At 64.1% G+C, this 24,694-nt stretch carries 19 protein-coding genes; 6 read left to right on the top strand and 13 right to left on the bottom strand.

What is annotated here, in order from left to right; all coding sequences use genetic code 11:
• Positions 1-136 precede the first annotated feature (136 nt).
• The gene (locus LPJ38_RS32130) at positions 137-1,510 is read left to right on the top strand and encodes a caspase family protein (RefSeq protein WP_145629065.1); all 1,374 of its coding nucleotides are present in this window, start codon (positions 137-139) and stop codon (positions 1,508-1,510) included.
• Here the strand turns inward: LPJ38_RS32130 and LPJ38_RS32135 are convergent.
• From LPJ38_RS32135 to LPJ38_RS32155, 5 genes are all read right to left on the bottom strand, one after another.
• Positions 1,507-3,597 carry a molybdopterin oxidoreductase family protein gene (locus LPJ38_RS32135; RefSeq protein ID WP_145629067.1) on the bottom strand — a complete coding sequence of 697 codons (2,091 nt, stop codon included), beginning with the start codon at positions 3,595-3,597 and terminating at the stop codon, positions 1,507-1,509. The genes LPJ38_RS32130 and LPJ38_RS32135 overlap by 4 nt on opposite strands.
• A 164-nt stretch (positions 3,598-3,761) precedes the next feature.
• Positions 3,762-4,568: an SDR family NAD(P)-dependent oxidoreductase gene (locus LPJ38_RS32140; RefSeq protein WP_145629069.1), complete on the bottom strand. Its 807-nt coding sequence runs from the start codon at positions 4,566-4,568 to the stop codon at positions 3,762-3,764.
• A gap of 22 nt (positions 4,569-4,590) precedes the next feature.
• A complete protein-coding gene (locus LPJ38_RS32145; RefSeq protein ID WP_145629071.1) occupies positions 4,591-5,883 on the bottom strand; it encodes a TRAP transporter large permease in 1,293 nt (430 codons plus the stop codon).
• Entirely contained in the window at positions 5,874-6,425 is a 552-nt protein-coding gene (locus tag LPJ38_RS32150) for a TRAP transporter small permease (RefSeq protein ID WP_145629073.1), read from the bottom strand. Before LPJ38_RS32150 ends, LPJ38_RS32145 begins: the two co-directional genes overlap by 10 nt.
• A gap of 66 nt (positions 6,426-6,491) precedes the next feature.
• Positions 6,492-7,463, bottom strand: a complete 972-nt coding sequence (locus LPJ38_RS32155; protein ID WP_145629076.1) for a TRAP transporter substrate-binding protein — start codon at positions 7,461-7,463, stop codon at positions 6,492-6,494.
• Between the two features lie 300 nt (positions 7,464-7,763).
• Here LPJ38_RS32155 and LPJ38_RS32160 point away from each other — a divergent pair, with 300 nt between their 5' ends.
• Positions 7,764-8,540, top strand: a complete 777-nt coding sequence (locus tag LPJ38_RS32160) for a cyclase family protein (RefSeq protein WP_145629078.1) — start codon at positions 7,764-7,766, stop codon at positions 8,538-8,540.
• Positions 8,541-8,550: 10 nt separating this feature from the next.
• On the opposite strand, the gene LPJ38_RS32165 is transcribed toward LPJ38_RS32160, so the two are convergent.
• From LPJ38_RS32165 to LPJ38_RS32175, 3 genes are all read right to left on the bottom strand, one after another.
• The gene (locus tag LPJ38_RS32165) at positions 8,551-9,279 is read right to left on the bottom strand and encodes a Crp/Fnr family transcriptional regulator (RefSeq protein WP_145629080.1); all 729 of its coding nucleotides are present in this window, start codon (positions 9,277-9,279) and stop codon (positions 8,551-8,553) included.
• Positions 9,280-9,485: 206 nt separating this feature from the next.
• A complete protein-coding gene (locus LPJ38_RS32170; RefSeq protein ID WP_145629082.1) occupies positions 9,486-10,196 on the bottom strand; it encodes a helix-turn-helix domain-containing protein in 711 nt (236 codons plus the stop codon).
• 140 nt (positions 10,197-10,336) lie between these two features.
• Positions 10,337-13,030 carry a bifunctional acetate--CoA ligase family protein/GNAT family N-acetyltransferase gene (locus LPJ38_RS32175; RefSeq protein WP_145629084.1) on the bottom strand — a complete coding sequence of 898 codons (2,694 nt, stop codon included), beginning with the start codon at positions 13,028-13,030 and terminating at the stop codon, positions 10,337-10,339.
• A 306-nt stretch (positions 13,031-13,336) separates the two neighbouring features.
• Between LPJ38_RS32175 and LPJ38_RS32180 the strand changes: the two genes are divergently transcribed.
• Both LPJ38_RS32180 and LPJ38_RS32185 read left to right on the top strand, forming a co-directional pair.
• A complete protein-coding gene (locus tag LPJ38_RS32180; RefSeq protein WP_145629086.1) occupies positions 13,337-14,878 on the top strand; it encodes a bifunctional aminoglycoside phosphotransferase/ATP-binding protein in 1,542 nt (513 codons plus the stop codon).
• 15 nt (positions 14,879-14,893) lie between these two features.
• On the top strand, positions 14,894-15,865 hold the full coding sequence (locus LPJ38_RS32185; RefSeq protein WP_145629088.1) for a CHAD domain-containing protein: 972 nt from the start codon (positions 14,894-14,896) through the stop codon (positions 15,863-15,865).
• 112 nt (positions 15,866-15,977) lie between these two features.
• Here the strand turns inward: LPJ38_RS32185 and LPJ38_RS32190 are convergent, their stop codons facing one another.
• The 3 genes from LPJ38_RS32190 to LPJ38_RS32200 all read right to left on the bottom strand — a co-directional run bounded on the left by LPJ38_RS32190 (position 15,978) and on the right by LPJ38_RS32200 (position 18,816).
• Positions 15,978-16,436 (bottom strand): RidA family protein, encoded by a 459-nt coding sequence (locus LPJ38_RS32190; protein ID WP_145629090.1) that lies wholly within the window; start codon positions 16,434-16,436, stop codon positions 15,978-15,980.
• Between the two features lie 21 nt (positions 16,437-16,457).
• Entirely contained in the window at positions 16,458-18,149 is a 1,692-nt protein-coding gene (locus LPJ38_RS32195; RefSeq protein WP_145629092.1) for a benzoate-CoA ligase family protein, read from the bottom strand.
• Positions 18,150-18,297: 148 nt separating this feature from the next.
• Positions 18,298-18,816, bottom strand: coding sequence for a MarR family winged helix-turn-helix transcriptional regulator (locus tag LPJ38_RS32200; protein ID WP_167520261.1), 519 nt, complete (start codon positions 18,814-18,816; stop codon positions 18,298-18,300).
• Positions 18,817-19,067: 251 nt separating this feature from the next.
• Here LPJ38_RS32200 and LPJ38_RS32205 point away from each other — a divergent pair, with 251 nt between their 5' ends.
• Together LPJ38_RS32205 and LPJ38_RS32210 are read left to right on the top strand one after the other, a co-directional pair.
• Entirely contained in the window at positions 19,068-20,243 is a 1,176-nt protein-coding gene (locus tag LPJ38_RS32205) for an ABC transporter substrate-binding protein (RefSeq protein WP_145629094.1), read from the top strand.
• A 30-nt stretch (positions 20,244-20,273) separates the two neighbouring features.
• On the top strand, positions 20,274-20,729 hold the full coding sequence (locus tag LPJ38_RS32210) for a cupin domain-containing protein (RefSeq protein WP_008555525.1): 456 nt from the start codon (positions 20,274-20,276) through the stop codon (positions 20,727-20,729).
• A 243-nt stretch (positions 20,730-20,972) separates the two neighbouring features.
• Here the strand turns inward: LPJ38_RS32210 and LPJ38_RS32215 are convergent, their stop codons facing one another.
• Both LPJ38_RS32215 and LPJ38_RS32220 read right to left on the bottom strand, forming a co-directional pair.
• Positions 20,973-22,223, bottom strand: coding sequence for a flavin-dependent oxidoreductase (locus LPJ38_RS32215; protein ID WP_145629096.1), 1,251 nt, complete (start codon positions 22,221-22,223; stop codon positions 20,973-20,975).
• 51 nt (positions 22,224-22,274) lie between these two features.
• The gene (locus tag LPJ38_RS32220; RefSeq protein WP_145629098.1) at positions 22,275-24,626 is read right to left on the bottom strand and encodes a bifunctional salicylyl-CoA 5-hydroxylase/oxidoreductase; all 2,352 of its coding nucleotides are present in this window, start codon (positions 24,624-24,626) and stop codon (positions 22,275-22,277) included.
• Between the last annotated feature and the right edge of the window lie 68 nt (positions 24,627-24,694).

Below are 24,694 nucleotides of genomic sequence, written 5' to 3' on the forward strand. Positions count from 1 at the left end.
AGGTCGGGCCGCAGGCGCAAGGGCAATCTGCAACGCGCCCTCACCATAGCGTGTGGGCGCAACTTCGCTTGTCGACTGAATTGCCGGACGCGGCCGCTATCCTGACTGGAGATTTTGATCACCGATGAGCCATTTCATGCGCGCCGCATTTCTGTTGTTGCTGGCAGGGCTGGTCATGCTGAGCGGCACCACCACCAGCCGCGCGGCCGATGCCGCGAAGATCGCGCTGGTGATCGGCAATGCCAGATATCCCGACAACGAATCCGTGCTCAGCGACGTCGCCAACGATGCACAGGACGTCACCGAAGAATTGAAGCGCGCCGGGTTCGTCGTCGACAGCCAGAGCAACGTCACGGGCGACGCGATGCGACGGGCGCTGGATCGCTTCTATGCCCGCATCGAACGCGGCACGGTGGCGCTGATCTTCTTCGACGGTTTCGGCATCCAGTCCAACCGGCAGACCTATCTGCTGCCGGTCGACGCGCAAATCTGGACCGAGCCGGACGTCTCGCGCGACGGCTTCAGCCTCGACGCCGTCCTCGCCGAGATGAACACGCGCGGGGCCGCGATCAAGATCGCGCTGATCGACGCCTCCCGCCGCAACCCGTTCGAGCGGCGCTTCCGCCGCTATTCGGCAGGGCTTGCGCCGGCGATCGCGCCGAACAATTCGCTGGTGTTCTACTCCGCCGCGCTCGGTGCAGTCGCGGCCACCGGCAAGACCGATCGCAGCTTGTTCGTCGCCGAACTGCTGCGCGAGATGCGCGCGCCGAATATCAGCGCCGAGCAGGCCCTGGCCAACACCAAGAATGGCGTCGTCGCCGCCACCAACCGCGAGCAGGTGCCCTGGCTGTCATCCTCGCTGACGACGGAATTCTCATTCGCGGGTGCTGCCACACGGCCACCGGACGATAAGCCGCTAACCAAGCCGGACGTGCAGAAACAGGAGCCGCAAAAGCCGATCTGCGAGGTGCCGCAAGCCGCGCCCGCCCCGACCGCGGACGACCTTGCAAGAGATCCCGTCATCGCCGACCTCAGCCGCAAGATTGCCTCGAATGCCAATGATGTCGCCTCACGCTACAAGCGCGGCCAGGTCTATGCGATCAAGCGTGCCTATGCGCTTGCCATGCAGGATTTCGACGCCGTGATCCGGCGCGCGCCCAAGGACGCCGAAGCGCTGAACAACCGGTGCTGGACCCGGGCTGCGACCGGCAACTTGCAAGGCGCGCTCGCCGACTGCAATCTCGCGCTCCAGATCGACCCCGGACTGAGCGATGCCCTCGACAGCCGCGGTCTCGTCAACCTCAGGCTCGGACGCACAACCGAGGCGATCAAGGACTACACCGACGCGATCCAGCGCAACCCACACTCCTCATCCTCGCTGTTCGGCCGCGGCATCGCCGCCCGCAAGAGCGGCGGCGACGGTGCCACCGACATCGCGCAGGCGAAGGCGATGAACCCCGATATCGCGAAGGAGTTCGCGGGGTACGGTGTGACGGAGTGCGTGCCCTAGGCTGAGGCCGCCTTCCTGATCCAGACCTTGTTGTCGTGGAATGCGGCGCCGCCGATCGGCGCGATGGTGTCCGCGCCGGTCAGCATGTTGATGCCGCGGCCGCCGATATGGCCCTTGTTCGGATGAACGGATTCGGCGATCAGCACGCCGCGCCGCACGCCCTCGAACAGCGTTGCGATCAGCGTGGTCTCGCCGCGGCCGTTGCCGAGCGTCACGGCATCGCCGTCGGAGATGTCGAGTGCGGCCGCATCCAGGGGATGAATCATCACGCTGGCCCTGCCCTCGCGCGCCTGCGAAGACGGGGTCTCATTGAACGTCGTGTTGAGGAAGCTGCGCGATGGGCTGGTCGCGAGCCGGAACGGGTGGGCCTGATCAATGTCCTCGATCACCGCCCAATGGTCCGGCAGATCAGGCATCTTGTCGAAATCGCCCATGGTCTGGCCGAACGGCGGATGCGCCCAATCGGCCTTGAAATGGAATTTCTTGTCGGCATGGGCAAAGCCGTCGAGATAATGCGAGGTGCGGAAATCCGGCTGCAGGTCGCGCCAGATATCGGCTTCGAGGCCGGCGATGTCGCCGTGATTGCTCAGCTTCAGCGTCGCGTCGATCAGTTCGCGGGGCGTCATCTCGAAGCCCGGATGCTTGGCGCGGAGCCGCGGCGCCAGCGCCTGCAACACCTCATGGTTGGAACGACACTCGCCGGGCGGGTCGATCAGCTTCGGTCCGACCGAGATGTGCTGATGGCCGCCGCCGTAGTAGAGATCGTCGTGCTCCATGAACATGGTCGCCGGCAGCACGATGTCGGCCATCTCCGCGGTCTCGGTCATGAACTGCTCGTGCACCACGACGAACAGATCCTCGCGCGCAAAGCCCTGCCGGACCAACGCCTGCTCCGGCGCCACCGTCATCGGATTGGTGTTCTGGATCAGCATCGCCTTGACCGGACCCTTGCCATGCAAGGCTTCTGCATCGCCGGTGAGGATGCGGCCGATCTGCGATTGGTCGAGCGCACGGATGGTCTTGTCGATCGCGTCGTGGCCTTCGATGATGGATTCGTTGAAGTGCCACAGCGCGAAATTGTTGAAGAAGGCGCCGCCGCCTTCATATTGCCAGGCGCCCGTCACCGCGGGAATGCACAGCGCGGCATGCATCTGCGTCGCGCCATTGCGCGAGCGGGTAAAGCCGTAACCGAGACGCAGGAAGGTCCGCTTGGTCTTGCCGACGGCCTTGGCAAAGGCCTCGATCTCCGACACCGGCACGCCACAGATGGCGGACGCCCATTCCGGTGTTCGCGACTTCAGATGCGCCTCGAGCTCGGCAGGGCAATCGGTGTACTTGTCCATATAGGCGCGGTCGGCATAGCCGTCGCGGAACAGGACATGCATCACGCCGCAGGCGAAGGCGCCGTCGGTGCCTGGCCGCAGGATGATCTTGATGTCGGCCTGCTTCATGGTGTCGTTGTCGTAGATATCGACCGCCGCGATCTTGGCGCCGCGTTCCTTGCGCGCGCGGGCGGCGTGCGTCATCACGTTGACTTGGGTGTTGACCGGATTGGTGCCCCAGATCACGACGAGGTCGGACAGCGCCATCTCGCGCGGATCGACCCCGGCAATCTTGCCGGTGCCGATCGCAAAGCCGATGCGCGCGACATTGGCGCAGATGGTCTGATAGAAGCGCGAATATTTCTTCACGTGGGTGAGACGGTTGAGGCCGTCGCGCATGACCAGCCCCATGGTGCCGGCGTAGTAATAAGGCCAGATCGATTCCGCGCCGAACTCGCGCTCGGCCTGGTTGAAGCGGTCGGTGATCTCGTCCAGCGCCTCGTCCCAGGAGATCCGCGCAAACTGCCCTGAGCCCTTCGCACCCGTTCGGCGCAGCGGATACATCACCCTTTCGGGGTGATGGATGCGCTCGGCGTAGCGGGCGACCTTGGCGCAGACGACACCGGCCGTATAGGTCTGCTTCTTCGAACCCCGGACACGGCCGATGCTGCGGCCCTCGACCACCTCGACATCGAGGGCGCAGGCCGAGGGGCAATCATGCGGACAGGTCGAATGGCGGATTTCGATCTTGGCGTGCTGGTTCATGGCCAGATTCGTAACACCGAAATACCTGCCAGCCGAGGGCATTTATCCGGCAATGCCCATGCGATTTGCTCAAACCAGGTGCGCCCGCGGTTCCTGCCGCAACTGCGAAGGCGGCTCGACCGTTCCGCACAGAGCGCAACCTCGGGCCAGCTTCATCCCTGCCCCTATTTGTAGAGTTGAGTCAGCCCGGTCGGCGGGCCGTCGACGGCGGTCCAGCCGCCATCGACGAACAGCGTGCTGCCGCTGACATAGCTCGCGGCGTCCGAGGCGAGATAGGCCACGGCGGTGGCGACCTCGTCGGCGCTGCTCCAGCGGTTGAACACGGTATGGCCGGCATAGAGATTGTAGATGTCGGGGCGCTGCTTGAAGGGGCCGGTCAGCGCGGTCTCGGCAATACTCGGCGCGATCGCGTTGACGCGCACGCCGGCATAGCCGACCTCCGAGGCAAAGCCCTTCACCAAAAGTCCGATCGCCGCCTTGGTCGAACCATAGACGCCGAGGCCGGGCTCGATGGTCACCGCGCGCACCGAGGAGCAGGCGATGATGCTGCCGCCCTTCTGCGCGACCATGATGCGGCCGAAGGCTTGGAAGAAGAAGACCGTGCCCTTGACGTTGAGGTTGAGGACGCGGTCGAGATCCTCCTCGGTGTAATCGAGGATGGTCTTGCGGATGTTGAGGCCCGGCGTGGTCACGGCGATGTCGAGCCGCGAAAACTTCTGCATCACGGTTTTTGCGAGTGCATTGACGTCCGCCGCGCTAGCGGCGTCGCAAGCCGCGGCCTCCGCCCAACCGCCCTTCTCGCGAATGCCGGCTGCGGTCGCTTCCGCCGCATCGCGCGCGCGATCGGCGCAGACAACGCGGGCGCCGAGCCCGGCCAGGGCCTCGGCCGACGACTTGCCGATGCCGGATGCGGCGCCGAGCACGACCGCGGTCTTGCCGGTGAGATCGAAGAGCTTGCGATAGTCCGTCACTGATGGCGTCTCCCTGGTGCTGTCAGCCCTTGTAGCCCATCAGCAGGCGCGGCAGCCACAGCGAGAATGCAGGCACGTAGGTCACGAACATCAGTGCTGCGATCAGCGCGGCATAGAACGGCAGGATGGTGCGCATCACCGCGCCGACCGAGATGCCGCCAATGGCGCAGCCTACGAACTGCGTGGTTCCGACCGGCGGGGTGTTGAGCCCGAGAGCGCAGTTGATCAGCATCAGCATGCCGAACTGCACCGGATCCATGCCGGCCTTCATCGCGATCGGCAGGAAGATCGGGGTGCAGATCAGGATGGTCGCCGCCATGTCCATGAACGTGCCGAGCACGAACAGGATGACGTTGATGAGCAGGAAGATCATCCAGGGCTGCGTCGAGACCTTGCTCATCATCTCGCCGGCGAGGTCGGCCACCTCGTAGAGTCCCATCAGGTACTGGAACATGGTGGAGACGCCGATCAGCAGCAGCACCACGCCCGTCGTCTTCACTGCTTTGGCGGCGGCGCGCAGGAAGTTGCCCCAGGTCATGGTGCGGTAGATGAAGAAGGTCAGCAGGATCGTGTAGGTGACCGCGATGGCCGCCGATTCCGTTGCCGTGAACACGCCGGAGAGGATGCCCGCCAGGATGATGCCGACGATCAGAAGGCCTGGCAGCGCGGCCGCGAGCGAGCGGAACACCTCGGCCCAGCCCGGGAATTTGCCCGCGGGATAGCCGCGCTTCACGGCGACTGCGTAAGCGGCGACCAGCATGCAGACCATCAGCACCAGCGCCGGCAGGAGGCCGGCGGCAATCAGCGCGCCGATCGAGACCTTGCCGCCGGCGGCAAGCGCATAGATGATCATGTTGTGGCTGGTCGGCATCAAGGCTCCGACCAGCGAGGCATGGGTGGTGACGTTGACGGCGTAGTCGGTGTCGAAACCCTCTTTCTTCATCATCGGGATCATCACCGCGCCCATCGCCGACACGTCGGCCACCGGCGAGCCGGAGACGCCGCCGAACAGCGTGCAGGCGACCACGTTCGACATGCCGAGCCCGCCGCGGATGTGCCCGACGAGATTCTTGGCGAGCTGCACGATCTTGTCGGCGACGCCGCCGTGCAGCATCAGCTCGCCGCTGAACACGAAGAAGGGAATGGCCAGGAACGAGAAGATGTTCATCCCCGACATCATCTGCTGGAAGATGACGGCGACCGGCAGGCCTTCGTAGAGGATGGTGCAGATCGCCGAGAGGCCGATCGCGAAGGCGACGGGAACGCCGAGGATGAGAAAGCCGAAGAAGGTGGCGCCGAGAATGATCAGTTCCATGAAGGGACCACCTCTTCGCCGCGCAGGAGAGCAATGATGTGCTCAATTGAAAACGAAACGATCAGGAGGCCGGAGGCGATCAGCGGCACGTAGCGGATCACCTCGGGCAGGCCGAGATTGGGGATATGCACGGTTCCGACCGACGCGCCGAGGATCCAGCCGTTGTAGACCATCGCTACGCCGAACACGGCCACCAGGACGTGGATCAAGAGCTCGATCTTCTCCCGCATGTGGTCGGGAAGCATAACCAGCAAGCTGTCCATGCCGATGTGTCCGGCATCGCGCACACCGACGGCGGCCCCGATCAGCGTGACGTAGAGGATCAGGACCAGCGCGAGGTTCTCGGTCCAGGTCGGGCTGGAGTTGAGCACGTAACGTCCGAACACCTGGTAGAAGACGATGATGACGATGACGAGCAGGCCGGTGACGGACAGATACATGCCCGCGCGCGCGACGGGCGCATTGATCCGCGACAGCAAGCCGGTGGACGGGCGGCCGGTGACCGCTTCGGGCTCGTGATCTGCGACGTGTGGGTCTGTCATCCCGCGCCTCCCCCGCCGGGGTCCCGGTGCCGCAGGTCGGCGGCTCCGGACCCGACGCTGTTGTGCTTACTTCGCGTCCTGGATGCGCTTGACCAGGCTCTGGAGCTTCTCGTCGCCGGCGAACTTCTGGTACACCGGCTTCATCGCGTCGACGAACTCCGCCTTGTTTGCGATCGTGACGACCTGAACGCCGGCGGCCTCGACGGTCTTGCGGGAAGCCTGCTCACGCTCGTCCCAGAGCTTGCGCATGACCGGCACGGATTCCTTGGCCGCCTTGCGGATCATGGCCTGGTCGTCCTTGCTCAGCGTGTCCCAGACCTTCTTGGACATCACGAGAACTTCGGGCGCCAGCGAGTGCTCGGTGATGTTGTAGAACTTGGCGGCCTCGAAGTGACGCGAGGACTCGTAGGATGGCCAGTTGTTCTCGGCGGCGTCCACGAGGCCGGTCTTGAGCGCGGTATAGACCTCGCCATAGGGCATCGGCGTCGGGTTGGCCCCGAGGCTCTGGATCATGCCGACCCACAGGTCGGATTGCTGGACGCGGATCTTCAGGCCTTTGAGGTCGGCGAGCGACTTGACCGGCGCCTTGACGGTGTAGATGGAGCGGGCGCCGCTGTCGTAATAGGCGAGCCCGACCAGGCCCGCGGGCGCCATCGCCGCCAGGATCTCGTCGCCGATCGGACCGTCGAGGACGGCACGCATGTGCTGTGTATCCCGGAAGACGAAGGGCAGGCACAGCGCGATGGTCTCGGGCACGAAATTGTTCAGCGGCGATGCGTTGATCCGCATCATGTCGAGCGCGCCGATCTTGAGCTGCTCGATGGTGTCCTTTTCCGAGCCGAGGGCGCCGTTCGGAAACACTTTGACGCCGAGCTTGCCGCCGCTCGCCGCCGCGAGCTGCTTGCCCATGAATTTGACGGCCTCGACGGTCGGGTAATCGGCGGGATGGATGTCGGCGGAGCGGAAATCGCGTGCGGTCGCCAGGGGCGCTGAGACCGCCAGTGCAACGGCTGTGATGATACCGGTGAGCGTCTTCATCTGGGCTTCCTCCTGGTTGATTGCATTGATTATATCGTTGTCGGGGCGGCTGCAGGCCGCCTTGGGTCGCTCCACTTCAGGCGTGAAGTCAAGCGCCAAGTCGTCCCTAGGGCGGCCGGCATTCTCTGTCCAAGCCAAATCCAGCATCGATCAATGCAAGAGTTGCATCGATCAATTTCCCGCGCAATTCGCATTATGGCGGGGACGACGGGCTGACTGACGTCGCCGCGACGTGACTTGACGCCGCCAAGACAGGCGCCTCAAGATATTCGAAACGCCGGACCACGTTGAGGAATGCCCATGCCGCGGAAGCTGATCGATATCTCGGTGCCGCTCAAGAACGACGTGACTTCCGATCCGCCAGGCAACCAACCGACGATCCAGTACATTGATCACCAGCAGGGGCTGCCGCGCATGCTGCAGTTCTTCGACGGGCTCAAGGCAGAGGACCTGCCCGACGGCCAGGGCTGGGCCGTGGAGCAGGTCTCGCTGTCGACTCACAACGGAACGCATCTCGATGCGCCCTGGCACTTTCATCCGACCATGAACCGCGGCGAACGGTCATGGACGATCGACGAGGTACCGCTGGAATGGTGCTTCCAGCCCGGCGTGAAACTCGACTTCCAGCATCTGCCCGATGGCTACGTGGTGAGCGCCGACGATGTCGAGCAAGAGCTGAAGCGCATCGGGCACACGCTGTCGCCGCTGGAGATCGTCGTGGTCAACACCAGCGCCGGCGCGAAATTCGGCCGAGCCGACTACGTCAATTCCGGCTGCGGCATGGGCTATGAAGCCACCATGTACCTGCTCGAGCGCGGCGTGCGCCTGACCGGCACCGACGGCTGGAGCTGGGACGCGCCGTTCGTCTATACCGCAAAGAAATATGCCGAAACCAAAGACGCCGGCCTGATCTGGGAAGGCCACAAGGCTGGACGGCATATCGGTTATTGCCATCTCGAGAAGCTGCACAATCTCGATCGATTGCCCCCGACCGGGTTCACCGTCTCGTGCTTCCCGGTGAAGATCGAACGCGCCTCCGCCGGCTGGACCCGCGCGGTGGCGATTATCGACGATTAGACGCGACGCATCACGCGCCGCCGAGGCCGCTCTCAGCGAGTTCGCGCAGCGCATCGGTATCGAGCACGACGATGGCGCCGTGCTCGAGACGAACCCAGTTGCGGCCCGCCCAGGCGCGCAATTGCTTGTTGATGCTCTCGCGCGTCATCCCAACCATCTCGCTGATCTCCTGCTGCGTGATGGCGAGCGTGCCGCTGCCGGAGTCGAGCTTGCGTTCCTCGGTGAGACCGAGCAGCGCGCTGGCGAGCCGGCCTGGCAAGTTCTGGAGGATCACCTGCTCGACCTGCTGGCTGGTCCAGCGCAGGCGCGCGCAGAGCAGCTCGATGAACTTCATCGCCAGCGCCGGCTGGCTCTTGACGAACGGCAGGAAGTCCCGGCGGTCGATGATGTAGAGCTCGCAATTGGTATTGGCGGTGGCGTCGGCCGACCTCGGCGCGCCGTCGAGCACCGCGATCTCGCCAAAGATCTCCCCGGGACCGATCAGATTGAGAATGGCGTTCCGTCCATCCGGCGACGAAGAGGAGATCTTCACCGTACCCGAGATCACCGCGAACAGATTGTTGCCGGGATCGCCCTTGGCCGCGATGGTCGCACCGCGCTTCACGGTGGTGTGCTTGGCATAGCGGCAGAGCTGGTCGAGCGCCTCCGGCTCCAGATCCGCGAAGATCGGGTGCTTGCGCAGGACCGATAGTTTGTTGCCCGCCGACTGTCGGGGATCGCCGGTCTTGTCCTGAGGCACGCCGCGGCTCCTGAGACTGCGAGGCACTGGGGTTCCTGCCTAGTCAACGTTATCAGGCTTTTCAACCGGAAAGCACGGGCGCAGTTTTAGGCAACTGCCCTGAAAACGCCGTGAAGGCGCATCCGAGGGATGCGCCGATGCATTTGGGACGATGCAGAGTTGCGGGTTACGCAACGTGGTTGCGTTGAGACGCTGCCAAGGGAATGTCAGGCGGCCAAAGCCTCGACACGCGCGGGATCGCGCAGGCTGATGCCGCCATGAAGGATTTCGATGGCGCCGTGACGCTCCAGCTTGGTGAAGGTGCGGCTGACGGTTTCGATGGTCAGGCCGAGATAATCGGCGATGTCCTGCCGGCTCATCGGAAGCGGCACCATGTCCAGCGATCCCCCGAGCGCCGGCAGACGCTGGCGCCAGCCGAGCAGAAAGGCTGCGACCTTCTCGTCCGCCGCGCGGCGGCCGAGCAAAACCATGTGGTCGCGCGCCTGGGCCAGCTCGCGAATGGCGAGCTCGTTGATCCGCCTCAGCAGTTGCGGTCGGTCCTCGACGAAGCGGCTGAACGCTGCCTTACCGAACTGGCACACGGTTACCGCACCGATCGCGTCGGCCGAAAAATTGTGGCGGCCGGAGATGTTCATCCCCAGGAAGTCACCCGGCAAGGCGAAGCCCACGATCTGCCGCCGGCCGTCAGGCAGCAGCTTGTACAACCGCATGAGGCCTTCCAGGACGTTGTAGAACGAGGTGGTGATGTCCTCCTCGGAGAACACGGTCTCGCCCGAGTCAAAATGGACACGGCGTCCCAGGTGCTCGAACTCCCGAAGCTCGGCGGCATCCAGCGACGCGCACACCGCCGCCCCGCGGACGGCGCAATCGTCACAGACATGTCCGTTCGGCTCAATCGCGACCACGGAAGGCTTCATACATCGCTCCTAACGCCGGCCCTGGCTCCGGCCCCGGCCGAGTTGCCACGCAGCCGCATTTTACTGCGCCGTGGCAAAGGCGGTTAACTCAGATCAATTTTGGCGGAGATCGTTGGCACGCAAAATACCGCGGCAGCAGCTCAAAGCTTCAGCCTGACATCTGCAATGTCAGGCTCGGTGGGGTCCGGCTTCACCTCGAAGCCGAGCTGCCGGCACATCTCGAGCATGACGGTGTTCTCCTGGAGCACGTCGCCCGATATGGTCTTCAGCCCTTCCGACCTCGCATAGTCGATGATCAGCTGCATCAGGGCCCATCCGAGTCCCCTGCCCTTGAGATCGGACCGCAGCAGGATGGCATATTCGCCGGTTTCGTAGACCGAGTCCGAATGCAGCCGGACGACGCCGACCATCTCGCTGGTCTTCTCGTCAAAGGCAATGAAGGCCATCGCGCGCGCATAATCGAGCTGGGTCAGGCGCGCGATGAACTCGTGGGTGAACTCCTTCATCGGTGCGAAGAAGCGCAGGCGGAGGTCGTGCGCAGTCACATGACGCAGGAATTCGTGGATGATCGGCTCGTCCTCGGGGCGCAAGGGACGCACGAAGATGCGCCAGCCGTCCTTGAGCTCGAGATGGCGCTCCCATTGCGACGGATAGGCCCGCACCGCGAAATTGGCCGGGCCGGAGCCGACGAATTTCTTCTGCGGCGGTCCCACCGCGACGCGGGCATCGACAGCGGCCACGCCGGTTTCATCCGCGAGCAGCGGATTGATGTCGAACTCACGGATCTCGGGGATGTCGGCGGCCATCTGCGCCAGCTTGACCAGCACCATGGCGACGGCGTCATGCTTCACCGCCGGCACATCACGATAGGCTTTCAACAGCCGCGACACGCGTGTGCGGTCGATCAGGTCGCGGGCAAGCTGCAGGTCGAGCGGCGGCAGCGCCAGTGCCTTGTCGTTGATGATCTCCACAGCCGTCCCGCCCCGGCCGAAGACGACGACGGTTCCGAAGATGGGATCGTCGGCAAGACCAAGAATGAGCTCCCGCGCCTTCGCCTTGACCACCATGGCCTGCACGATGACGCCGCCGATGCGGGCTTCGGGCCGCAGCTTTCTCGCCCGGTCGAGGATGTCCGTCGCCGCAGCACGCACTGCATCCGGTGTAGTCAGATTGAGGACGACGCCGCCGACATCCGACTTGTGGGTGATGTCGCGCGACATGATCTTCAGTACCACGGTCCCGCCTTGCGCAAATATCTCCTTCGCACAGGTCACTGCCTGCTCGACATCGGTTGCGGCATAGGTCGGCACCATCGCGATATCGTAGGCTTCGAGCAGGTGCTTGATCTCGACAGGCTCGAGCCATTGGCGGCCGTCGGCGATCGCGGCAGTGACGATCTGCCTGGCCGCTCGGGCGTCCGGCACGAACGTATCAGGCATCGCGGGCGGAACCTGGCTAAGTTCTTCCACCACCTCGCGATGCCGGACCAGATGCATGAAGCCGCGCACCGCATCGTCCTCGGTCGGGTAATTGGGAATGCCCGCGTTGGAGAGCGTTTGGATGATGGCCTGATCGGCTCCGACCCAGGCGGCCAGCACAGGCTTCGCCCATCGGCGATGCTGCTCACGGTATTTTCCGACGAGCTCGGTCACGGTCGTGGCGATCTCGATAGCCGAGGCTATCGCCGTTTGCACGTTGAGGACGAGGACTGCGTCGTTATCGGGATCTGCGAGCAGCACCTCCAGCGCCGTGGCGTAACGCGCAGCATCGGCATCGCCAACGATGTCGACGGGATTTGCACCCGACCAGGTCGGTGGCAGCGCGGCATCGAGCTTCTTGCGGGCGTCCGCCGAGATCGAGGCCGGAATTCCGTCCAGCTCGACCAATCGATCGATGGCGAGCACGCCGATGCCGCCACCATTGGTCAGGATCGCCAAGCGCTTTCCCGCCGGCGATTCCACGCGCCCGAGCGTCTCGGCGCAATCGAACAGTTCGCGCAGGTCGGAGACGCGCAGGACGCCCGCGCGGCGGAACGCCGCGTCATAGACCGCATCGGCGCCGGCAAGCGCACCGGTATGCGTGGCCGCAGCCTTCGCCCCCTGCGCCATGCGGCCGGACTTCACCACGACGACCGGCTTCACGCGCGCGGCGGCGCGCGCCGCCGACATGAACTTGCGCGCGTCCTTGATCGCCTCGATGTAGAGCAGGATGGCGCGGGTCTTGTGATCCATCGCGAAATGGTCGAGCAGATCGGCAAGGTCGACGTCGATCTGGTCTCCGATCGAAACGATGCCGGAGAAGCCCACCCCGCGCTGCGCCGCCCAATCGACCATGCCGGCCGCGATCGCGCCCGATTGCGAGATCAGCGCGAGATTGCCTGGTCCCGGCATGTGCGCGGCAAAACTGGCATTGAGGCTGACCGCGGGCATCATGATGCCGAGGCAGTTCGGCCCAATCAGCCGCATGCCGTATTTGCGGGCGGCAGCGATTGTGGCCTCGTACAGGGACCCCGGTCCGTGACCGAGCCCGGCCGAGACGATCAGCGCGCCGACTGACCCGCGACGTCCGGCCTGGTCGATGATACCGGGAACCTCGCGCGCCGGCGCGGTGATGACGATGAGCTCGGGGACGAAGTCCAACCGGTCCAGGTTCTTCACGGCGGCGATGCCACTGATCTCGGCATGGCGCGGATTCACCAGACCGAATTGCCCCTTGAACCCGGCTTTGCCGATATTCTCCAGAACGGCGCGTCCCACGGAGCCCGGACGGGCGCTGGCGCCGACCAGGGCAACAGAACGTGGCGACAGAAGATTCTTCAGGCGATACGTTGACATGAAGGCAAATGCACCCGGTCGCTGCTGGTTCCGATGGGTGAAGATCGGGAGACTGAGGTTGGTCCGCGATTATAATCCAGCACGGTGGCTGGGCGATGACGGTGTCACGCCGCCCCAGATGTCTCCCAGGCCGCCATCATAAGCCGGCCTTGGTCAGGACGCTTGATCCTGGTCAAGCCAGCGAAATCGCGGCAGGCAGCTCGCGACGTTGGTTGACCGACGTCAAGGACTGGCCGCGATCTCGCTCTAGGAGTTAACCTCGTTGGTGGCAGGCCCCACTTAGATGCATCTGGATGTGCAGCAGGAATGACGGACGAGTCTGCGACCCAGGAGCGGATCTTTGCGGCTCTCACCGATACCGCCATGCATCCGGCCGTGAGGCGGATCGATACGCACGCCGCCTCAGTGTTCCTCGACGGCGATCGCGCCCTGAAGATCAAACGCGCCGTGAGGTTCCCGTTCCTCGACTATTCCACGCTCGACCAGCGCAAGGCCGCCTGCGAGGAGGAGATCAGGATCAACCGGCCGCTGGCGCCGCAGATCTATCACCGCGTCGTGGCGATTACGGAAGAGGCGGATGGATCGGTCCAGGTCGACGGACCCGGCCGGCCGATCGAATATGCGGTCGAGATGTCGCGCTTCGACGAGAGCCAGACGCTGGATCATCTGGCGAAGACCGGCCCGCTGGACGAGAAGCTGGCCTCGGCTACCGCGGATGCGATCGTGGCCTCGCATGCGATGGCAGACCGCGCCGAAGGCAAGGCGTGGATCTCCACCATTCCCAACCTGATCGATGGCAATAGCAACGGCCTGGGAAATGGCAATCGCTTGGACGTCGAAAAAATCGCGCAGCTTGCCGAGGGTTCGCACGCGACGCTCCTGCGCCTCCGTCCCTTGCTCGAGGAGCGCGACCGCCAAGGCTTCGTGCGCCGATGCCACGGCGACTTGCATCTCGCCAACATCGCGTCCCTCGGAGGGCGGCCGGTGCTGTTCGATGCCATCGAATTCGATGCGCAAATGGCAACAGTCGACGTGCTCTACGATCTCGCATTCACGCTGATGGACCTGTTGCGCTATGATCAGGCACGCGCGGCCAGCATCGTCCTCAATCGATATCTCGCCGCGACGTCGCACGACAATCTCGATGCGCTCTCCACCCTGCCGCTTTTCATGTCGATCCGGGCGGCGATCCGTGCGCAAGTTGCGCTAGCGCGGCTGAAGTCGCTGGGGTCTGATGATAGCGGCGCCCTTGACGACGCACGGCGCTATTTCCACCTTGCCCGGGTGCTGATCCATCCTCCAGCTCCCCGGCTGATTTCGATCGGAGGACTGTCTGGCACCGGCAAGTCCGTTTTAGCCCGCGCGCTTGCACCGGTCGTCGCGCCTCAACCGGGAGCGATCGTGCTGCGTAGCGACCTCGTCCGCAAGCAGATGTTCGGGCCCGAGGACACGCAGCGGCTGCCGCCATCTGCCTACACGCCGGAGGTCACGGCCCGTGTGTACGACACCTTAGCCGAGGACGCCCGGCGGGTGCTGGCGCAAGGTCATTCGGTGATCATCGACGGCGTCTTCGCCCGCGAGGAGGAACGAGACGCGTTCACCGCACTGGCGAGCAGATGCAACATTAAGTTGAACGGCATATTCCTGGTTGCAGACCTCGCCACCCGGCAGTCGCGGATAGGCAGTCGCCGCGGAGATGCATCCGACGCCACGCAAGAGGTTGCCGCGCAGCAAGAGCGCTATAATATCGGCCATGTCGGTTGGGCGACCATCGATGCATCCGGGACACCAGAGCACACGCTCCAGAGCTGTCGGGACGCGATCGCTGAGGGCAATAAGGCTATCTGATTGACGCGAGCAAGGATGGCGCGATCCAGCACGACCTCGACGACCGCTCGCGCCGTGCCGGCGGCGCGACGCAGTGTCCTGCCCGGCCGGCTCAGCCCGGGCATGGCCTGCGACACGGCATTCCGGATCATCGCCCGCCGTCATTTCGACGCCGTGCTCGCCCAACACGACGGCACCTGCCGCGGCGATCCCGACGCCCTGCACCAGATCCGGATCGCGCTGACGCATCTGCGCACCGCCATCCGCTTCTTCTCGCCGATGGTCGACGACGTGCTGCGGCCGTATGTCTGGGCCGAACTGAAATGGCTCAACGGCCAGCTCGGCATGGTGCGGGACCTCGACGTCGCAATCGAGCGGGTCGTCGCCGAGAGCGGCGAAGAACTCGCAGTGATCGCCGAACTCCAGCACTGGGACGACAAGCGCGCCGAGAGCCATCGCCTGCTGGCGCGTGCGCTGCAATCCGCGCGCTATCGCCGCCTGGTCGAGCAGACCTCGGCCTGGATCGAGAGCGGCCCATGGTCGACCCGCCGCAGCAAGGAAGCCATCCGACTGCGCCGTTGCTCGCTCGCCGACCACGCGACGGAGCGGCTGACGACGTGGGAAAAGACCCTTCTCAAGAAGGCCCGCAAGCTGACCAAGCTCGACGTCGAGAAACGACACAAGCTGCGGCTCCTCAACAAGCGGATGACCTATTCGGTCGAATCGCTCGCGGATTTGTTCGCCGACGGAGCGGCGGCGAAGCAGAAGTCCATCCTCAAGCAATTGCGCAAGGCACAGAAGTCCCTCGGGCAGTTGAACGACGATGCGCGCGGGCAGGCGCTTGCGGCATCGCTGAACGGCGCCGGCCCGGAAGCCGCCATTCGCTTCCTCGACCGCAAGCGGGAAAAGAAGCTGCTGCGAAAGGCGTCAGCGGCCTATCGGAAGCTGGACAAGGCCAAGCCGTTCCGCTCCTCGGACCTCGCGCCGAATTCGGAGCCCGAGGATTAAGTGCGGACGTAGCCTCCTGTCCGTCAAATCCACGGAGCCAGGGAAGAAGTAGCTTCATCCGCTCGACCTGGGTCACAAACCGCATCTCGGCGCGAGCCGATCGCAGCAGAGCTCAGCGAGGAATGACGGCGGTGGCCTCGATTTCGACGCGCGCCGCCTTCTCGACCAGCCGGACGACCTGAACCAGCGCCATCGCGGGATAATGCGCACCGAAGATGTCGCGGTAGATCCTGCCCAGCTCCTTCAGGTTGGCCAGGTACTCGTCCATGTCGACGACGTACCAGGTGAGGCGCACGAGATGTTCAGGCCGCGCGCCGGCCTCGGCCAGGATCGCTGCGATGTTGGTGAGCGTCTGGCGCACCTGCGCGACGAAGCCATCCGCGAGATGCTCTTGGGCATCCCAGCCGATCACCCCGCCCGTGACGATGATGCGCCCCTCGGCAGCCATGCCGTTGGCATAGCCCTTCGGCATCGGCCAGCCGGACGGCTGCAGGACCTGCGCCTTCGGACGGGTTTCGTGCTCGGCTGCCGTCGGCAGCACCGCGAGCTGCGGGCCTTTGGGCGTCGTCACGGACAATTCTCCATCCTTCTCTCATTCCGCCGCGACGCCCGAGGACGTCGCTGCGGCCTGCGCCAGCTGACGCAGGGCAAATCGTTTCAACTTGCCGGTCTCGGTCTTCGGCAATTGCGTCACGAACTCGATCGCGCGCGGATATTTGTACGGCGCGATCTCGCGTTTGACATGCTCCTGCAGTTCGGCCACGAGCTGGGCGTCGGTCGTCACACCGGGTGCGGCAATGACATACGCCTTGACGATCATGCCGCGCGCCTCGTCAGGCGCTCCGACCACACCGCACTCGACGACGGCGGGATGGGTGAGCAGCGCCGCCTCGACATCGGTCCCCGCGATGTTGTAGCCGGCCGACACGATCATGTCGTCGGAACGCGACTGGTACCAGAAATACCCGTCGGCATCCATGAGGTAGGTGTCGCCAGTGATGTTCCAGCCGTTCTGAACGTATTTCCGTTGCCGCTCGTCGGCGAGATAGCGGCAGCCGGTCGGCCCACGCACCGCCAGGCGGCCCATCGTGCCCGGTGGCACGTCGTGGCCCTCATCGTCGACGATCTTGGCCTCATAGCCCGGCACCGGCTTGCCGGTGGCGCCGGGGCGGATCTCGTCCTCGGTGGCGCTGATGAAGATGTGCAGCAGCTCGGTCGAGCCGATGCCGTCCATCAGTTTGATGCCGGTGGCCTTGAGCCAGGCGTCGAATGTCGGCTTGGGCAGCGTCTCGCCCGCGGAAACGCATTTGCGCAGCGAGGAGATGTCGCGGCCGGCGAGCTTGCCGAGCATGGCCCGGTACGCGGTCGGAGCCGTGAAGCAGACCGTGGCCTTGTACTGCTCGATCGCATTCAGAATGTCGTCCGGCGTCGTCTTCTCCAGCACTACGAAGGAGGCGCCGATATGCATCGGAAACAATACGCCACCGAAACCGAAGGTGAAGGCCAGCGGTGCCGAGCCGACGAAGCGATCATTCTGCTCGGCGCGCAGGATGTTGCGCGCGTAACCGTCGCAGACCGCCAGCATGTCCCGGTGGAAATGCATGGTACCCTTGGGATCGCCTGTCGTGCCCGAGGTGAACGCGATCAGGCAGACGTCGTCCGACGCGGTGTCGACAGCCCTGAACTCCGGACTCGCATCCGCGATCAACGCTTCGAGCGAGTCTGGGGCACCATTGCCCCAATACACCACATGCTTGAGGCCGGGCGCTGCGGCTTTCGCCTTCTCCATTTCCTCGGAGAGCTTTCCGTCACACAGTGCGAGCGTGATCTCCGCCTTCTGGATCGGATATGACAGCTCCTTGGCGCGCAGCAGCGGCATGGTGGCGACGACGATGCCGCCAGCCTTGATGACGGCGAGATAGGTCGCGACCATCATCGGATTGTTGGCCGAACGCAGCAGCACGCGCCCGCCGGTCACCAGGCCCAGCTTGTCGACGAGCACGTTGGCGATGCGGTTCACCAGAGCCTGCAGTTCGCGATAGGTGTAGCTGACCGCAGGACTGATGACGCAAGGCGCATCACCATGGCCCTGCTCGACCCAGCGGTCCACGAAATAGCTGACGCAGTTCAATCGCGCGGGATAGCGCAGCTCCGGTCGCGTGAAGATGAAATCGGGCCAGAGCTCGCGCGACGGCAGATGTTGCCGCGCGAACGTATCGACATGGGCCGATGCAGCATTGCCGTCACACGAGCCCGACACTTGAACCTTGGCGGCGTTGGCCATCGCACGCTCCTTTCAGCATGGATTGCACCCGGCAGCACGATCTGGAAAACATTTTAGGCTTAAAGCAATTCGGCGCAATAGGGGATTTTGGGCATGGTGTGCTTTTTCCTGCGGCAAAAGGGTTTGGCGGCCTGTGCCGCCCGGGCAGTTACGGCCGGCGGCGCGCGGCCGATTTCTGCGCCGACGCCTTGGTCTTGGCCAGCAGCCGCATCAATTCGCGCACATCCTTCGGCGTCAGGTCGGCGAACAGATCGGCGATCCAGGTTTCGTGTTCCGCAGCCATCCTGCGAAACTCGGCACGCCCGAGTTTCGTGAGGCGGATCACCTGGACGCGGCGGTCGGTGTCCGAGGTGCGCCGGTCGAGATGGCCGGATTCCACGAGGCGCTCGACGAGGCCGGTGACATTGCCGTTCGACACCATCATGCGCTTGGACACGTCGGACAGCGTCATGCCGTCAGGCGCCTTGTCGAGCTGCGCCATCAGATCGAACCGGGGCAATGTGACGTCGAACCGCTGCCGCAGCCGCCCGCGAACTTCGCCTTCGATGAGGGTCGTGCAGGTCAAGAGCCGCAGCCACAGCCGAAGCTCTTCGGCGTGGTCCTCCGGCGTTTCGACGGCCTTGGTCTCGGAATCGAGCATGTTGATGCAGTCACTCACGGCCGGCATTGGCGCCGGCACGGATTCCCCAACGTTTTGAGCTTCAAATAAATCCGAGCCGGCCGCAAGTCCAAAGCTGCAACAATCGACCGCATGTCGATTTCTTTAGGCTTCAAATAATTGGCGCGGCGCTTGCATGCGCCGCTGCCCGCAGGATGCGACGCCTGGAGCTCGGCTTGCCGCGGCGACCATCATCGGCATAAGCTTGGATTGAAGTACGTGGCTTGCAGCGCAAGCCGTTCGTCACGAGGGGACAGATCATGAAGACGCAAATGACCTTCGCTGCAGCCGCTATGCTGCTCGGCACCGCGATGAGCCCTGCCCTCGCCCAGGAAAAGATCAAGCTCGGCGTGGTCGTGACCCTGTCGGGACCTGCCGCTGCGCTGGGCCAGCAGGTGCGCGACGGCTTTGCGCTCGCGGTGAAGGATCTCGGCGGCAAGATGGGCGGCCGCGATGTCGAGGTCATCGTCGCGGACGACGAGTTGAAGCCGGATGCGGCGGTGACTAAGGTCAAGGGCCTGCTCGAGCGCGACAAGGTCGACTTCGTGGTCGGGCCGATCTTCTCTAACATCCTCCAGGCGATCCACAGGCCGATCACGGAATCGAAGACCTTCCTGATCAGCCCCAATGCCGGCCCGTCGACCTTTGCCGGCAAGGACTGCAACCCGTTCTTCTATGTGACCTCCTACCAGAACGATCAGGTGCACGAGATCCTCGGCAAGGTCGCGCAGGATCGCGGCTACAAGCGCATGTACCTGATGGTCCCGAACTATCAGGCCGGCAAGGATTCGGTGGCGGGCTTCAAGCTCGACTACAAAGGCGAGATCGTCGAGGAGTCCTACATGCCGCTGAACACGCTGGACTTCCAGCCGGAGCTTTCCAAGATCTCGTCGCAAAAGCCCGACGCATTGTTCACGTTCATGCCGGGCGGCCTCGGCGTCAATCTCGTCAAGCAGTACCGGCAGGCCGGCCTTGCCGACACTATTCCGGTGCTCTCGGCGTTCACTGTCGATGAATCGACCTTGCCGGCGCAGCAGGATGCGGCGGTCGGCATGTTCGGCGGCGCCAACTGGGCGCCCAATCTCGACAATCCCCAAAACAAGAAGTTCGTCGCCGCTTATGAAACCGCCTACAACATCGTGCCCGGCACCTACGCCTTTCAGGCCTATGACGCCGCGATGCTGATCGACAGCGCGGTCAAGGCGGTGAAGGGTGATCTGTCGAACAAGGACGCTGTTCGCGCCGCGCTCAAGAAAGCCGACTTCACCTCGCTGCGCGGCGCCTTCAAGTTCAACACCAACGGCTATCCGATCCAGGATTTCTACCTGACCAAGGTTGCCAAGCGACCTGATGGCAAGTTCCAGACCGAGATCGTGCAGAAGGTGTTCGAAAATTACGGCGACCGCTACGCCAAGGACTGCAAGGCGGCGAACTAAGCCCTAGCGTCGCGTCAAGGGAGGACTTCAATGAGCAGCGAAATCACCGGCATCACCCGGGCCAATGAGGGCATCCAAGGCATTTCCTGGAACATCCTCGGCCAGACCTATGTGCCGAAAAGCAAGACGGAGCACAGCTTCTCCTGGCATGCGACACTGCCGCCGGGCACCTTCGTGCCGCCGCACATTCACCCCGACCAGGATGAGTATCTCTATATGCTGGAGGGCAAGCTCGATTTCATGCTCGGCAATTCGGAATCGCAGGCAACCGCCGGCGACTTGATCCGTCTCGGCATGGGCGTGCCGCACGGCATCTTCAACAAGTCGGAACAGACCGCCAAAGTGCTGTTCTGGGTGTCGCCGACCAAAAAGCTCTTCGACCTGTTCTGGGGCCTTCACAACATGAAGGAGCAGAAGCCGGAGGACGTGGTGGCGATGGCCGCCGAGTTCAACATTCACTTCCTGCCGCCGCCGCCCGGCGGCTAAACCCAACTGGCTTTAGGTTGAATCGACTGTCGCCGCTCGTTCACCTCTCCCGCTTGCGGGAGAGGTCGGCGCGTCCGGCGATGCGAAGCATCGTCCCGCGCGCGGGGTGAGGGCTGTCTCCTCTTGGGGATTGTCCCATTGCGGGAACACCCTCTCCCCGACCCTCTCCCGCAAGCGGGAGAGGGAGTGCAACTCCGTCGTTGCAGCGATCAAGCCTCTCGCATCACGCTCCAGCGGCGCGCGTCAGGCGCGCACCGCTGCAAGTCCGGGCACGGCGGCGAAGCCTGCCTTGGTGGCGTAGCCGCGCACGATGGCTTCGCGCTGGGAGTAGCTCAGCACGTTGTCGACATTGTCGAAGCCATCAGGCGCGAGCTGCTCGACGGCGTCGATGACGCCTTCGGGGCCGCCGCGCCGGTTGGAACGAACGATCTCTGCCGTCATCGGCAGGCGCTTCTTCTCGTATTCGAGCAGCGCCTGGCGTGGATGCTCGGAGCGCACCAGCGCATCGGCGAGGCAGCGCGCATCGAGGATCGCCTGCGAGGCGCCGTTGGAGCCGACCGGATACATGGGGTGCGCGGCATCGCCGAGCAGCGTGACGCGCCCTGAGGACCAATAGGGCAAGGGATCACGGTCGCAGGTCGGATACTCGTAGAATTCGGGTGTCGCCGAGATCAGGCTCTTCACGTCGATATAGGGAACCGAGAAGCGCGCGACATGCGGCATCAGCTCCTCGCGGCGGCCCGGCCGCGACCAGTCTTCTTTCCGCGGCGGCGGAGCGTTGCCCTCGCCGACCTTCACCAGGACTGCCCAATTGGTCAGACGGCTCGCCGGGCTTGATCCTTCCGCGATCGGATAGATCACCACCTTGGCATTGAGACCACCGGCGACGATCATGGATTTTCCGGTCAGGAATAGCGGCCAGTCGCGGGCACCGCGCCACAGAATCAGGCCGTTCCAGCACGGCGGCCCTTCGTTCGGGAACAGCGTCTCGCGCACACGCGAATGAATGCCGTCGGCGCCGATCAGGATATCGCCGCGCGCAGTGTGGACGTGGGCGCCGGCGCGATCGAAGAAATAGGCGGTGACGCCACCTTCGTCCTGCGTGAATGCGCCGAGCCGGCAGCCGGTGTGAATCGCATCTCGTCCCAGCCGCTCTTCGACCGCCCGATGGATGACGCCCTGGAGACGGCCACGATGGATCGAGAATTGCGGCACGTCGTGGCCGGCGTCGATGCCGCGGGCTTCGCGCCAGACCTCCTGGCCGTGGCGGTTGAGATAATAGAGCTGATCGGTGCGGATCGCGACGTCGTCGAGCTTCTGCAACAGGCCGAGGCCAGCCAGCTCGCGCATGGCATGCGGCAGCGTGTTGATGCCGACGCCGAGCTCGCGAATGGTGTCGGCCTGCTCGAAGATCTCACAATCGAGGCCGCGCGAGCGCAGCATCAATGCCGTGGTGAGACCACCGATGCCGCCACCGACGATAATCGCCTTCATCGCCCAAACTCCACTCGAAACACAGGCAATGGGCTAACGTCGCATGGGCGGTCACTCCGCCGCAAGCGGCTTTGTCGCCTCCGCCTTGAGCTCGGCCCGGGTCTTGGGCTTAGCCTTAATTCTCAGCTCCTCGAGATCCTGCCGGTCGCGGACGCTGTTGCGGAAGATCTGATCTTTCCCGGGCAGATATTGCGGGGGACAGAAGGCATCGTTTGCCCCGTACCAGGCCGCCGCCTTCATGGTGAAGAAGGGGTCGACCAGATGCGGGCGGCCGAGCGCGACGAGATCCGCCCGCCCGGCGGCCAGAATGGTGTTGGCCTGGTCCGCCGTCGTGATGTTGCCGACACACATGGTTGCGACGCGCGCCTCGTTGCGGACCTGGTCCGAAAACGGCGTCTGGAACATGCGCCCGTAAACCGGCTGCGCGTCGCGCACGGTCTGGCCGGTCGAGACGTCGACGAGGTCGACGCCCGCCTCTGCAAAGGCGCGTGCGATGGCGACGGCATCATCGCCGGTGATGCCGCCGTCAGCCCAATCGGTTGCGGAGATGCGCACCGACATCGGCTTGTGCGAGGGCCACACCGCGCGCAGCGCCTCGAAGATCTCGAGTGGAAACCGCAGACGATTTTCCAGCGAGCCGCCATACTCGTCGGTACGGGTATTGGTCAGCGGCGAGATGAAGCTCGCGAGCAGGTAGCCATGGGCGCAGTGCAGCTCGAGCATGTCGAAGCCGCAGCGCTCGCCGCGCTCGGCTGCGGCGACGAAAGCGTCCCTCACCGCATGCATGCCGGCGCGATCGAGCTCCCGCGGCACCTGGCTGTCGGGGAAATAGGGCAGCGGCGATGCCGAAAAGACCTCCCAGCCGCCCTGCTCCAGGGGACGGTCCATGCCGTCCCACATCAATTTGGTCGCGCCCTTGCGGCCGGCGTGACCCAGTTGCAGGCAGATTTTCGCGGCTGAATTGCCGTGGACGAAATCCACGATCCGGCGCCAGGAAGTTTCCTGCTCGTCGTTCCAGAGCCCGGCGCAACCGGGCGTGATCCGGGCATCGCGGCTGACGCAGGTCATCTCGGTGAAGATCAGCCCGGCGCCGCCGATCGCACGCGAGCCGTAATGCACGAGGTGAAAATCGGTCGGCACGCCTTCCTTGGCCGAATACATGCACATCGGCGACACCACCGCGCGATTGGCGAGGTCCATCTCGCGCAAGCGGAACGGCTGGAACAGCGGCACCATCGGCCGGTCGGTGTCGACATCGAAGCCGCTGCTGCGCACTTGCTTGGCGAATGTCTTCTCGACCTCCGCCACGAAATCCGGCGCGCGGAGCTTGAGATTGTCATAGGTGATCGCCTTGGAGCGCGTCATCACGCCGAAGGCGAACTGCACGGGATCGAAGTCCCAGAAGCGATCGACGTGCTCGAACCAGACCAGCGAGACGTCGGCGGCATGCTGCGTCTTCTCGACCTCCTCGCGGCGACCGTGCTCATAGACCTCCAGCGCGGCTTTGATGTTCGGCGCCTTCTCCATCGCTTCGGCCAGCGCGATGGCATCCTCCATCGCGAGCTTGGTGCCCGAGCCGATCGAGAAATGCGCGCTCGCCTTGGCGTCGCCGAGCAGGACCATGTTGTCCTTGACCCAGCGCTTGCTGCGGATCATCGGGAAGTTGCGCCACATCGAGCGGTTGGTCAGCAGCCGGTGCTCGCCGAGGAACCAGCCGAATATCTCCGCCATACGCGCGGCGGACTGGGCTTCGTCCAGCCCGGTCAGGCCCGCCCGCTCGAACGTCTCCGGATCCGTCTCGAAGATCCAGGTCGAATGTCCGGCCTCATACTGATAGGCATGGGCGATGAACGGGCCCCACTCGGTTTCCTGGAAGATGAAAGTGAAGGCATCGAGCGGTTTGGTCGAGCCCATCCAGGCGAACTTGTTGGAGCGGACGTCGACCTCGGGCTGGAAATGATCGACATGTTTCTCGCGGAAGCGGCTGTTGATGCCATCCGCGAGCAGGATGAGATCGGCGTCGGCGAAGCGGGATTCGTCGTCGATATCCACTTCGAAATGCAGGGCGACGCCCAGCTCGCGTGCCCGCTCCTGAAGGATCAGCAGCAGCTTCTGGCGCGAGCAGCCGCAAAAGCCGTTGCCGCCGACCCTGTGCACCGTGCCACGGAAATGCACGGCAATGTCGTCCCAATAGGCGAATTCCTGGGTGATGCGGCGGTAGCTCGGAAGATCGTGCTTCTCGAAATTGTCCAACGTGGCGTCCGAGAACACCACGCCGAAGCCGAAAGTATCATCGGCCCGGTTGCGCTCATACACGGTGACTTCGGCGCCCGGACGCTGCTTCTTGAGCAGGATCGCAGCGTAGAGACCCGCAGGTCCACCACCGATGATCGCGACTTTCATGGGAGCCTCGCCAATTCACCCGGCCACGAAAACTATTTTAAGCCTAAAATAATTTCGCGCAAGTCCCC

This window comes from Bradyrhizobium daqingense, from assembly GCF_021044685.1.
Lineage (GTDB): Bacteria > Pseudomonadota > Alphaproteobacteria > Rhizobiales > Xanthobacteraceae > Bradyrhizobium > Bradyrhizobium daqingense.

Bases quoted from the DNA above. Each gene is read 5' to 3' on its own strand.
- LPJ38_RS32130 (WP_145629065.1), top strand. From the start codon at position 137: ATGCGCGCCGCATTTCTGTTGTTGCTGGCAGGGCTGGTCATGCTGAGC.
- LPJ38_RS32135 (WP_145629067.1), bottom strand. From the start codon at position 3,597: ATGAACCAGCACGCCAAGATCGAAATCCGCCATTCGACCTGTCCGCAT.
- LPJ38_RS32145 (WP_145629071.1), bottom strand. From the start codon at position 5,883: ATGGAACTGATCATTCTCGGCGCCACCTTCTTCGGCTTTCTCATCCTC.
- LPJ38_RS32150 (WP_145629073.1), bottom strand. From the start codon at position 6,425: ATGACAGACCCACACGTCGCAGATCACGAGCCCGAAGCGGTCACCGGC.
- LPJ38_RS32155 (WP_145629076.1), bottom strand. From the start codon at position 7,463: ATGAAGACGCTCACCGGTATCATCACAGCCGTTGCACTGGCGGTCTCA.
- LPJ38_RS32160 (WP_145629078.1), top strand. From the start codon at position 7,764: ATGCCGCGGAAGCTGATCGATATCTCGGTGCCGCTCAAGAACGACGTG.
- LPJ38_RS32170 (WP_145629082.1), bottom strand. From the start codon at position 10,196: ATGAAGCCTTCCGTGGTCGCGATTGAGCCGAACGGACATGTCTGTGAC.
- LPJ38_RS32175 (WP_145629084.1), bottom strand. From the start codon at position 13,030: ATGTCAACGTATCGCCTGAAGAATCTTCTGTCGCCACGTTCTGTTGCC.
- LPJ38_RS32180 (WP_145629086.1), top strand. From the start codon at position 13,337: ATGACGGACGAGTCTGCGACCCAGGAGCGGATCTTTGCGGCTCTCACC.
- LPJ38_RS32185 (WP_145629088.1), top strand. From the start codon at position 14,894: ATGGCGCGATCCAGCACGACCTCGACGACCGCTCGCGCCGTGCCGGCG.
- LPJ38_RS32195 (WP_145629092.1), bottom strand. From the start codon at position 18,149: ATGGCCAACGCCGCCAAGGTTCAAGTGTCGGGCTCGTGTGACGGCAAT.
- LPJ38_RS32200 (WP_167520261.1), bottom strand. From the start codon at position 18,816: ATGCCGGCCGTGAGTGACTGCATCAACATGCTCGATTCCGAGACCAAG.
- LPJ38_RS32205 (WP_145629094.1), top strand. From the start codon at position 19,068: ATGAAGACGCAAATGACCTTCGCTGCAGCCGCTATGCTGCTCGGCACC.
- LPJ38_RS32210 (WP_008555525.1), top strand. From the start codon at position 20,274: ATGAGCAGCGAAATCACCGGCATCACCCGGGCCAATGAGGGCATCCAA.
- LPJ38_RS32215 (WP_145629096.1), bottom strand. From the start codon at position 22,223: ATGAAGGCGATTATCGTCGGTGGCGGCATCGGTGGTCTCACCACGGCA.
- LPJ38_RS32220 (WP_145629098.1), bottom strand. From the start codon at position 24,626: ATGAAAGTCGCGATCATCGGTGGTGGACCTGCGGGTCTCTACGCTGCG.